Source organism: uncultured Parabacteroides sp. (genome assembly GCF_947855115.1).
In the GTDB taxonomy this organism is placed as follows: Bacteria; Bacteroidota; Bacteroidia; order Bacteroidales; family Tannerellaceae; genus Parabacteroides.
Map to the genome: position 1 here is coordinate 41720 of NZ_CANTZW010000029.1, position 11662 is coordinate 53381.

Below are 11662 nucleotides of genomic sequence, written 5' to 3' on the forward strand. Positions count from 1 at the left end.
AAGAAGTTCTATTACCTTTGCGAAAGACTGATAGAAACTTAATCCCTTGTAGATTAATTGGAAACGGATAAAAGCTTATGAATGATATAGACATAAAAAATGAACTGCGGCAATCTCAAGATGAGATAAACGATCTGAATGATGTTGAGGAGGTTGATCTATCCATTAATAATGATTCTTTCGCTATTTATCCAAATGCGGAGGTGAGGGTTGAGAAGGCGCAATTTAGTATCTTACATTTGCAGGTCCTTTGCCGAAAACGGAAAGAGTTAATACTTAATCCGGACTTTCAAAGGAATAATGTTTGGAAACCTCGGCAAGAATCAGAGTTGATCGAATCGATATTGATGGGGATACCCATTCCTTTGATGTATTTGTTTGAGGGGAGAAACGGGAAGAGACAAGTCGTGGATGGCCGTCAAAGAATAACCGCTATTTTGAACTTTCTAGAAGGAAAATTCAAATTATGTAATCTGAGAATATTGACGGGGTTGAATGGCGCTTACTTTCAAGATCTGGATCCTAAATTGCAGGGTGTTTTTGAGGATTACCAATTATTCTTTTATATTATACAGCCGCCAACTCCAGAACGTGTTAAATACGATATCTTTGATCGTGTGAACCGGGGAGGTACTTCTCTTAATAAGCAAGAGATGCGCAACGCTTTGTATCGGGGGCGGTGTACGCAAATGTTAAGTGAGTTATGCGGTTCTATCGCGTTCTTGAATGCCACCGGACGTTCTATCAACAAGACCCGGATGAAAGACCAGTATGTCGTTCTGCGAGCGATAGCCTTCATGATGTATTTCCGTGGTGTGTTTGAAAATATGCCGTCGTTGCAATATAGGGGGGATATCGATGATTTCTTGGCTCGTTTTATGGTTTATATAAATGAGGAGGTGTCGGAAGATATACTTAATCAATATGCGAGGTTGTTTATTCATTCCATGTCAGTTGGTTTTGATCTTTTGGGAGAGGATGGATTTCGTTTCGAGGGAAATAAGGTTCGGCGACCTATTAACATGCCTCTATTCGAGTCGTTGGCTTATTTGTTCTCTTTTTGTCCCGCGGATATGGATAATCGTTCGCGATCTTGGCTTTTAGGGCAAATAGATCAAGTGAAGAGTTTTTTTGATCGTTCCAATTATTTTACGGGAAATATAGATTCGACAACAAGTGTCGCGTTTCGTTTTGATCATATAAATAACATAGTAAAAGAACTTCGGTGATGCTAAGAAATATAAAGATAACAGACTATAAATGTCTTCATGATGAGGATCTGGGAATAAAACCTCTCACTATAATTACAGGTTTGAATTCGGTGGGTAAATCTAGTCTTATTCAAGCGATATTGTCATCTGTTTATAAAGAGGGTAGAAATGGGCAGGTATTATTGGGAGATACTGTAAGTCTCACTTTTGATACGATCCGTAATCGGTATTACAATGCGAAGAATGTAGATATCGAGTTAGATCTGGGGGATGTGAAAGTGGTATATACAAGTACGAAGGAGCAATCTGAGGTTTTAGTTCATCCTAGGGAAAAAGAATTACCGATAGATATAGAGCGGAATTTATATTATTTGTCTGCAAACCGGGTCGGAGCGGAGTTGTCTTCCAAGATTTCTCCTGTTTTTAAAATAGGAACAGTCGGCGAATATGTGCTTGGAACCTTTGAGAATGAGAAAACAAGCCCTTTACGAATGGCGTTGGTAAAGGATGATGCTTCGTATACATTATCCTCTCAAGTTAATTATTGGTTGTCTTATATCTTAAATATACCAACCGAGTTACAAACGGAGCGACGGCTTGATGATGTGGTTGGTGTTCAGTTTAAAAGTGATGGGTTAGGGAATATCTCTCCTTTTCAATTAGGGGCAGGAGTGAGTTACTTGACTAAAATATTGGTAACTTGCTTGAGAGCGAAGAATAATGATATAGTTATTATCGAGAATCCTGAGATTCATTTACATCCATTTAGCCAAGCGAAAATGGGAGAGTTTTTTGCGTTTATCGTAAATGCGGGTATTCAGGTGATTATAGAGACACATTGTGAGCATCTTATTTATAGGGTAGGGTATGAGGTATATAAGAAAAGGTTCTCAAAAGAGAATGTGACAATTTTGTATAAAGAAGGCATTCAGTTGCCTTTCCTCCAGATCGGTTATAATGATGAGGGTAAGTTTACCCGTGATTTCCCGGAAGGTTTTTTCGATGCTACTTTGAGTGAGCTGTTAGAAATGGAATGATATGGGAAAATATAGTTTTGTCTTGTCTGATGTTCTGTATAAGCAATATTACCTGTTTAAAACACATCAAAATTATGATAAAGAAATTATATCACATTTGCTGAAGTTTTATACAGGTGAGTTTTTGACAAACGTGAGGCAATTGGTTAATATAGGGGTGGATAAGGAAGTTTCTCCTTCTCTTCATATATCGTTATATAAAGCGGGTTTTAGACAACAATCATTGGAAGAACTGGCAGAGAAAACCGATTATAAATTAATATTATCTTTGGATGATAATGTGGATTTTCCTTATGTGAGTATCATGTCAGACCCTATCAGCAGCTATATAGCCGGATGTTATTATAGAGATACACCTAGGGATAAAGCTTGCATGCATATAAAGTCTTTATGTAAAGGAGCTAAAAAGGTGTGTTTATACGATAAGTATTTAAACCAAAGTACGGATATCCTAAAATTGTTTTTGCCAAGAAAGGAATTGGAGGTTATTTATCATCCGGATCAGCTGGCTATGAGTGATATAATAGCCTTGGGGACTTATTGTCCGCAATGGAGCTTCAGGGGAAATAATTCGTTGCTCACCCATCATGACAGGTATATTATAATAGACGATAAAATGGAGATTATATTATCGAGCGGTTTTATGTATTTGGGGCGGACGATGAAGGAGTTGACCTATATTGTCAGACCTGTTTTAGGAAATCGGCTTGTAAAGTGTTAATCATTCCTTCGGAACCAATTTTAGGGTGATTTTTCAATGAACATATCCCCCTTCTCTTTTATTAATACGGATTTTTTTCCTTATATTTGCGTCACTTTTGAACACGTATCAAATAATTTCTAAATAAATCAATTAAGAAATGACAAAGAGTGCATTACAGATCGCAAGAGCAGCTTACCAACCGAAGGTACCCGCTGCGTTGAAAGGTGCAGTGAAAGCCGTTGACGGCGAGTATACTCAATCAGTAGCCGATCAAGAAGAAATCAAGAAATTGTTCCCGAACACTTACGGAATGCCGGTTATTACTTTCGAGAAGAGTAATGAGGCTAAGGCTATGCCCGTTATGAATGTAGGTGTGATCCTTTCCGGTGGTCAGGCTCCCGGTGGTCACAACGTGATCGCTGGTTTGTTTGATGGTATCAAGGCCCACAACGCAGATTCTCGTCTGTATGGTTTTATCCTTGGCCCGGGCGGTTTGATTGATCATAAATATATGGAACTGACGGCTGATATTATCGATGAATACCGTAATACGGGTGGTTTCGATATGATCGGTTCCGGACGTACGAAATTAGAGACGAAAGAGCAGTTCGATAAAGGTCTTGAAATCTTGAAGGAGCTAGATATCAAGGCTTTGGTTATTATCGGAGGTGACGATTCCAATACGAATGCTTGCGTATTGGCCGAGTATTACAAGGCGATCGGTGCCGGTGTACAGGTAATCGGTTGTCCGAAGACTATCGATGGTGACTTGAAGAACGCTCAGATCGAGACATCTTTCGGTTTCGACACCGCTTGTAAGGTTTATTCTGAGGTGATCGGTAATATCCAACGTGACTGTAACTCAGCCCAGAAATATTGGCATTTCATTAAGTTGATGGGTCGCTCGGCTTCTCATATCGCATTGGAATGCGCTTTACAGACTCAACCGAACATCTGTATCATCTCCGAGGAAGTGGAGGAAAAGAATATGTCTTTGGATGATATCGTTACTTATATCGCGGATATCGTGGCTAAGCGTGCTGCCGAGGGTAACAACTTCGGTACGGTATTGATCCCTGAGGGCTTGATTGAGTTCGTTCCGGCCATGAAACGCTTGATCGCAGAGTTGAACGATTTCTTGGCTAAGCATGACGCAGAGTTCAAGATGATCAAGAAGAGCGAGCAACGTGCTTATATCATCAGCAAATTGACGAAAGAGAACTCAGATCTGTATGCTTCTCTTCCAGAAGGTGTAGCTCGTCAGTTGTCTTTGGATCGCGACCCGCACGGAAACGTACAGGTTTCTTTGATCGAGACTGAGAAATTATTGTCGGAGATGGTTGGTAAGAAATTGGCTGAGTGGAAAGCCGAGGGCAAGTACGTAGGCAAGTTCGCCGCACAACACCACTTCTTCGGTTACGAGGGTCGTTGCGCCGCTCCGTCTAACTACGATGCAGACTACTGCTACTCTTTGGGTTACACGGCATCTTGCTTGATCGCCGCAGGAAAGACGGGTTACATGTCTTCCGTACGTAACACGACCGCTCCCGCTGATCAATGGATCGCCGGTGGTATCCCTGTTACTATGATGATGAACATGGAAAAACGTCATGGCGAGATGAAGCCGGTTATCCAGAAGGCTTTGGTTAAGCTTGACGGTGCTCCTTTCAAGACATTCGCCGCCAAGCGTGACGAGTGGGCCTTGACTACTAGCTACGTATATCCGGGTCCGATCCAGTATTTCGGTCCGACGGAGGTTTGCGACCAGCCGACTAAGACTTTGCAGTTGGAGCAAGCTTAATAGACTTTACATTAATATATATAAGCGAGAGAGAGGATGCCATCTATTGGGTATCCTCTTTTCTTTTATATGAATCTCCTTGCCTATTCTCTGGCTATGGATTGGTTATCAGGTTAAATGACTTTGGGAAAATTAGGAATAGATGATGTTTTTAAACATGTTTTTTAACATATTGTTACTTCTCGCAAAGGTGTCTTTTTGTTAACAAGAATAACCCTTTTTAGATATACTGCTTATGTTTGTATGTATATATATCGGGAATTTCGAGGATATATGAAAAAAATATGTATATCATTATTCTTTTTAAGAATAATAATTTATATTTGTAACCATATCCGAAGTGTGGATATAAATATTAATGTTAACCTATTTTTGTGTTATGATGAACAAACAGTTGGCTTTTGTTAAAAGCGGGCTGGGTTTGGCACTTTGTTTCCTTATGGTCGGTGCGGGTGTAACTCCTCCTATCCAAGCATCTAATGCTAATGTGTCAATCTCTCAACAAGCTCGAAAAGTTACCGGTACGGTGACAGACGCAAAGGGGGAGCCCCTTTTGGGTGTAAATGTTGTAGTGAAGGGTACTACAAATGGTACGATTACCGACCTTGACGGTAAATATTCCTTGGAAGTTGAGCCCAATTCCATTTTGATTGTTTCCTACATTGGTTATGTATCTCAGCAAATTCCCGCTTCAGGTGAAGTGGTAAATGTAGTATTGAAAGAAGATACGCAGAACCTGGATGAGGTAGTGGTAGTAGGTTACGGAACGCAGCAGAAGAAAGATATTACGGGATCCGTGGCGGTAGTGGATACCGAGGCCTTGTTAGCTTCTTCCGGATCTTCCGCTACGCAACAGTTGCAAGGTAAGGCTGCCGGTGTATATATCGGTCAGACCGGTTCGCCGGGTTCTCCTTCTATGGTTCGTATCCGTGGTATCAATACGGTGAATGATAACGGCCCGTTGTATGTAATTGACGGAGTTTCCACCCGTAATCAAGATCTGAGTTCGTTGAACCCGAACGATATCGAGAGTATGCAGGTGTTGAAAGATGCTTCTTCTGCCGCTATCTATGGTGCGCAGGCTGCGAATGGTGTTATCTTGATCACGACGAAGAAAGGTACGAAAAGCGGACAACCCAGATTGACGTACGACGGATATGTCGGCTTGCAAAAGACAGGCAAGAGATATGATGTACTGAATTCCATGGATCGTTTGAATTTGGAATGGGACGCTAAGAAGAATCAGATCGATTTGACCAATGCGGGTGGTTATCCTTCCCATGTACAGTTCGGTACAGGTGAACGTCCGATAATCCCTAATTATTTGACACAGGCAGGGGCGAATGGTTCCCAAGATATAGATCCGAGTGATTACAGTTTCCCGGGTAATACATATGCCCCGTTCTCCGATACGAACTGGTGGGATGAGATCGATCGGGTAGCGATGATCCAGAATCACCAGATCGGTTTGTCGGGTGGTACGGAAAAAGGCCAGTATAATTTGAGCGCCAACTATTTCAAGCAAGATGGTACGGTGATAGATACGTATTACCAACGTTATCAAGTACGTGCGAATACCTCGTTTAACGTGCGTGATTGGTTACGTGTAGGAGAGAACATGACCTATGCTTTCACGAAAGATAATGGGTTGAGTGCCAATGGTGCGGAATCAAATCCTTATTCTTGGAGTTATCGTGCGTCTCCTTATGTACCGGTTTATGATATCAAAGGTAATTTTGCCGGTTCGAAATTTGCCGGTACCGGTAACTTCCAGAACCCGGTAGCGAACCAAGTCCGGAATAAGGATAATTTTTATTCTCATAATCGTATTTTCGGAAATTTATGGGCTGAGGCTGATATCATAAAGGGGTTGACGTTCCGTACGAATTTCGGATTGGATTATACGAACAATTATTCATATCGCATGAATAAGTATACGCCGGAATTCTCGGAGGATACAAAACAGAATAATTTGGAGGAGGTCTCGGAGTTCAATTATCGTTGGGTATGGACTAATACGTTGACTTATAATAAGACATTCAACGACGTGCATAGGTTAACCGTCTTGTTGGGAACGGAAGCTATTCGTGATGGTCTGGGCCGGAAGATGACAGGACGTCGTTATACCTATTTATATGAGGATAATACCGATACTTGGGTCTTGAATATGGGAGAGAATGATAACCAGCGTATCGCTGATTCCGAGTATAAAGGAGAGTTCGCCTTGTTCGGTATTTTCGGGCGTGTGGATTATTCTTTCGATGACCGGTATTTGTTTACAGGTATTATCCGTCGCGATGGTGTATCTCGCTTCTCAGAATCTAACCGTTATGGCGTGTTCCCGTCTGTCTCTCTAGGTTGGCGTATTTCTCAAGAGGCCTTTATGGAAAATACCCGTGACTGGCTGGACGACTTGAAGCTACGTGTTGGTTATGGTCAAACTGGTAACTCTGAGGTTCCTCGTAAAACGAATTATGCGATGGAATATCGTACGTACCCGAAACGTTCGAGATATGATTTTAACGGAATGAATACCTCCACCGTAAATGGTTATATTCTTGATAAATATGGTAATGAGGATACGAAATGGGAGGCGACCGAGATGTGGAATGTCGGTTTGGACGCTACATTCTTGAATGGAAAATTCAATATCGGTGCCGAGTGGTATTGGAAGAAGACTACAGATATGTTGATTGAGGCCCAATATTCTGCTTTGGCTAATCCTGAGATTGGCAAGCCGTATATTAATTTCGGTGATATCAAGAATACGGGTGTTGACTTGAATCTAAATTATCGGGATTCAAAAGGCGATTGGTCTTGGGATATTAACCTGAATCTTTCTCATTATAAGAATGAGGTGTTGAGGATCTCTGAGTCTGACGATGCTTCTCTTTGGGGTAGTGGTACACGTCTTTCTGGCAACGTGACCCGTACAACCAAGGGCCATGCGATCTCTGAGTTCTATGGCTATAAGGTAAATGGATTTTACGAGAGCGTAGAAGAGGTGTTGGCTTTGCCTCCGTTGGGACAAACGGTTACAGACGCTGAGTCCGCAAAGAGATGGGTCGGCAAGTTTAAGTTCGAGGATGTGGATAAAGATGGTAAGCTGTCAGAGAGTGACCGTACTTTTATCGGTTCTCCTCATCCGGACTTGATTGCCGGGTTGAACGCTACGGTTACTTGGAAGAACTGGGATTTCACGATGTTCTGGTACTCGACGATCGGTAATGACTTGTTCAATAATAATAAGTACTTTACGGATTTCTGGTTGTTCGAGGGTAATAAGTCTGAACGTATGCGTGATTTGTCTTGGAAGCCGGGTGCGGATAATAGCAATGCCGTTTTGCCGGTTCTTGACTATGGTGATACCTATTCTGGTACAAACTCAAGTTCCTATTATGTGGAGAACGCTTCTTTCTTGCGTTTGAAGAATGTGGTTTTAGGATATACGCTTCCGAAGACTGTATTATCTAAGGTTGGTATTCAAAACTTACGTTTGTATGTACAAGCTGAGAACTTGCTGACAATTACCGGTTATGATGGCTTGGATCCTGAATATACAAACGCCGATATGAGCAAAGAGAGTGGTGGAGACTTGCAGAGAGGTGTCGATATGGGGGGATGGCCTACGACAATGCGTTTCTTGTTCGGCGTGAATTTTGCTTTCTAAAAAAAGTGTGGTTGATTAACTTTTTAAATGAATTTTATTATGAGACATAACAAATATATATATGCGTTAGCTTTTGCCGGAATGCTGACTTTAGGTTCTTGCGGCGATGATTTCTTAGGTAAGGAACCGCAAGGAGCCTTGACCCCGGAAGCCTTGGCTAATGCGCAAGGTGTGGATTTGCTTACAACCAGCGCTTATGCGGCTTTATCTACCCCGGTAGAGAATAAAGATCCTTATCAGGCATCTCCGTTTAACTGGGTATGGGGAAGTATTTATGGAGGTGATGCCAATAAGGGGTCTGACCCTGGTGACCAGTCTGTGGTGAATGAGATCGAGCTTTATAATACCATGTCTACGAATGGATATCTTGACCAGAAATGGGCATGGGTTTATATGATGGCTAAACGTGTAAACCTGGCTCTTCAGACAATGGATTTGGCAGAAGATTTGGATGACGCTACCCGTGCCAGACGTACGGCGGAGTTGAGATTCCTGCGTGCGTTGGGGTATTTTGAGGGTATGCGCGTGTTTGGTCCGTATATCCCTTGGATAGATGATACTTATGAGGAAAATAATCCTTTGGTACATAACGACAAGGATATCTATGAGAATGTGATCGCCGACGTGGACGCAGCTATAGCTGGGTTGCCAGAAACTTTAGCGGATGCTGATGCCGGGCAGATTGGCCGTGCGAATCTATGGGCGGCAAAGGCTTTGAAGGCGAAAATCATGATGTATCGTAAGGATATGAAGGGAGCTAAGCCGATCTTGAAGGATGTTTTGGAGAATGGAATGAACTCAAGCGGAATATCTTTAGGTTTGGAGGATTATATCTACGATAACTTTAATGCTTTGACTGAGAATGGCAAGGAGTCTATTTTCTCTATCCAATATTCTGCGGCCGATGAGAATAACGCTCAGGCTTGCTTGACATTGTGTTATCCGCATAACTCGGGTCCCGGAGGATGTTGTGGCTTCTTCCAGCCTTCTTATGAACTGGCAAATTCTTTCCAGGTAGACGAAAACGGTTTGCCTTATTTGAACGGAGAGTATCGCACGAAAGAATCTGTGTCAAAACGTAATCCTTCCGAGGTAACCGGGGCTGTCTTGGCTATCAATAGTGATGCTGCGGTGGATCCTCGTTTGGATTTCGCTATCGGTCGTTATGGTATACCTTATAAAGATTGGGGTGAACCGGCAAACGACTGGGTACGTAACCCCGTGAATGGTGGTATTTTCCTTCCTAAGAAGTTTATTCTAAGTAAGGCAGAGCAAGATGCCGGAATGTACCGCATGTATGGTGGTTGGGCTCCGGGTTCGGCTATGAATATCCAATATTTGAACGTTCGTGACTTGACGTTGTTGTATGCGGAGTGTTTGGCGAATGACGGGCAATTGAAAGAGGCGATGGAACAGGTGAATAAGATCCGTCGTCGTGCGGCCTTGGAGGTTAACATCACTAAGAAAGCCGATGGCACGCCTGCCGCTAATTATAAAATCGCTGAATATCCCTCTTCTCATGCGGCGTTCTCTAACAAAGACATGTGCGAGAAGGCTATTCGTATGGAACGTAAACTAGAATTGGCGATGGAAGGTGAACGTTGGTTCGACTTGGTTCGTTGGGGTGGTGATGTGATGGCTGCCGAGATCAAAGCTTATATAGATTATGAGAAGAATTATATCTCTAAGTTTGCCGGAGCTTCTTATCTGCCTGCCGAAAAGACAATGTTGCCTATTCCGGATAATGAGATTTTAACAATGGGTACAGATCCGGCTACAGGTACTCCGTACTTGGTACAACCGGAGGCTTGGAGATAATAGATTCCATAGATTTCTTTTAGGGCTTTCTTAATAAATGAAAGAGAAAGTTCTGGATAAGATAAAAGGGGAGAGAGGACCTATATGTGGTTTCTCTCTCTTTTTTATTTTATCCTGTAAAGCTGGGTTTATCTTGGTTATACCTTTTTTGATAAGGTAAAAAGATGAAAATCCTTTTTTATGTAAGGTTTGTTGTCTTGTAAATTGAGCGTTACATCGCTTATCCGGTAAGGAGGCTCGGTATAGGTAACAAAAACTACGTCGTCTTTGTTATATATAAAATATGTCGAGATGAAAATAATAGTTTTATTAATCATATTGTTATTAGGGCCATTAATCAGTAAGGCCCAGTCCGATACAATTAAAATAAAGAAAGAAGATACTATGCCCAAAAACAGTAAAATTTATCAGAGACCCGATGATGAGACGTTGCGCTCCGTTTTATCAGAGGAGCAATATGCCGTAACCCAGCGGAACTCCACTGAACGTCCATTCCAGAATGCGTATTGGAATGAGCATCGTAAAGGTATTTATGTAGATATTACAACCGGAGAGCCTTTATTTGTCTCGACAGATAAGTTTGATTCCGGATGTGGTTGGCCAAGTTTCTCGAAACCCATTAAGAAGGATGTAGTCACGGAACATCGGGATACATCGTATGGTATGCAACGGGTTGAGGTTCGCAGTCATACGGGAAATGCCCATTTGGGGCATGTCTTTACGGATGGACCATCAGACAAGGGTGGTTTGCGTTATTGTATAAATAGTGCCTCTTTACGCTTTATTCCTGAAGAAAAGATGCGTGAGGAAGGATATGAGGAATATCTGGATTTGCTATGAAAATAAATTTATATGATTTAGTTTTTTCTTTTTCTATTTTAAGTGAATACTTTATACCGTATTGGGTATAAATCTCATTTCCTGCTTTTACGTTAAAAGGGGGTAAGTCTTGTAATTGATATTTCAATATTATCGCGGAGAGAGCGGGATTCGAACCCGCGAAACCCTTTAGGGGTTTACACGCTTTCCAGGCGTGCCTCTTCAACCACTCGAGCATCTCTCCAAGGTCTTGTGAAATCGGGTGCAAAGGTATTGAATTTTTTCAAATATGCAAGGGGTCGGTTCCTTTTTCTTTTATCTTTTTAGGAGAATTCAGGGCTTGTGTTTGAGAGGATAAATGGTGAGGTAGAAATAAAAAAAGCAACTATTTCTAGTTGCTTTCAGCGGAAAGACAGGCTCTCGAACCTATACATTCAAGAAATATCATAAAATTGCAAATTACTGATAATCACACACAATTTGGAATACATAGTAAATCTAAATCTTTCTGAATATCTTTTGCTATTCCAAATATTGGGTGTATATTTGGGTGTAGAATTTCAAACGCACCCAATTATGAATATCAAACGAAACATCATTTTT

The 11662-nt window shown here is 41.7% G+C and carries 6 protein-coding genes, 1 tRNA gene and 1 pseudogene; 7 read left to right on the forward strand and 1 reads right to left on the reverse strand.

The genetic code is table 11. The features are described 5' to 3' along the window. Positions 1 to 77 precede the first annotated feature (77 nt). From Q0110_RS15140 to msrB, 7 genes and pseudogenes are all read left to right on the forward strand, one after another. Entirely contained in the window at positions 78 to 1229 is a 1152-nt protein-coding gene (locus Q0110_RS15140) for a DUF262 domain-containing protein (RefSeq protein WP_297908207.1), read from the forward strand. Continuing rightward, positions 1229 to 2248, forward strand: a complete 1020-nt coding sequence (locus Q0110_RS15145) for an AAA family ATPase (RefSeq protein WP_297908210.1) — start codon at positions 1229 to 1231, stop codon at positions 2246 to 2248. The genes Q0110_RS15140 and Q0110_RS15145 overlap by 1 nt, the downstream gene beginning before the upstream one ends. Position 2249: 1 nt before the next feature. After that, the gene (locus tag Q0110_RS15150) at positions 2250 to 2969 is read left to right on the forward strand and encodes a hypothetical protein (RefSeq protein ID WP_297908214.1); all 720 of its coding nucleotides are present in this window, start codon (positions 2250 to 2252) and stop codon (positions 2967 to 2969) included. A 139-nt stretch (positions 2970 to 3108) separates the two neighbouring features. After that, positions 3109 to 4752, forward strand: coding sequence for a diphosphate--fructose-6-phosphate 1-phosphotransferase (locus tag Q0110_RS15155; RefSeq protein ID WP_297908217.1), 1644 nt, complete (start codon positions 3109 to 3111; stop codon positions 4750 to 4752). A gap of 379 nt (positions 4753 to 5131) precedes the next feature. Beyond that, positions 5132 to 8422, forward strand: coding sequence for a TonB-dependent receptor (locus Q0110_RS15160; protein WP_297908220.1), 3291 nt, complete (start codon positions 5132 to 5134; stop codon positions 8420 to 8422). Positions 8423 to 8461: 39 nt separating this feature from the next. Continuing rightward, positions 8462 to 10240: a RagB/SusD family nutrient uptake outer membrane protein gene (locus Q0110_RS15165; RefSeq protein WP_297908223.1), complete on the forward strand. Its 1779-nt coding sequence runs from the start codon at positions 8462 to 8464 to the stop codon at positions 10238 to 10240. Between the two features lie 396 nt (positions 10241 to 10636). Continuing rightward, positions 10637 to 11080, forward strand: a pseudogene (msrB, locus tag Q0110_RS15170) (peptide-methionine (R)-S-oxide reductase MsrB); the annotation flags it as partial. Positions 11081 to 11215: 135 nt separating this feature from the next. Here the strand turns inward: msrB and Q0110_RS15175 are convergent. Further along, a tRNA-Ser gene (locus Q0110_RS15175) sits at positions 11216 to 11303 on the reverse strand. Positions 11304 to 11662 lie beyond the last annotated feature (359 nt).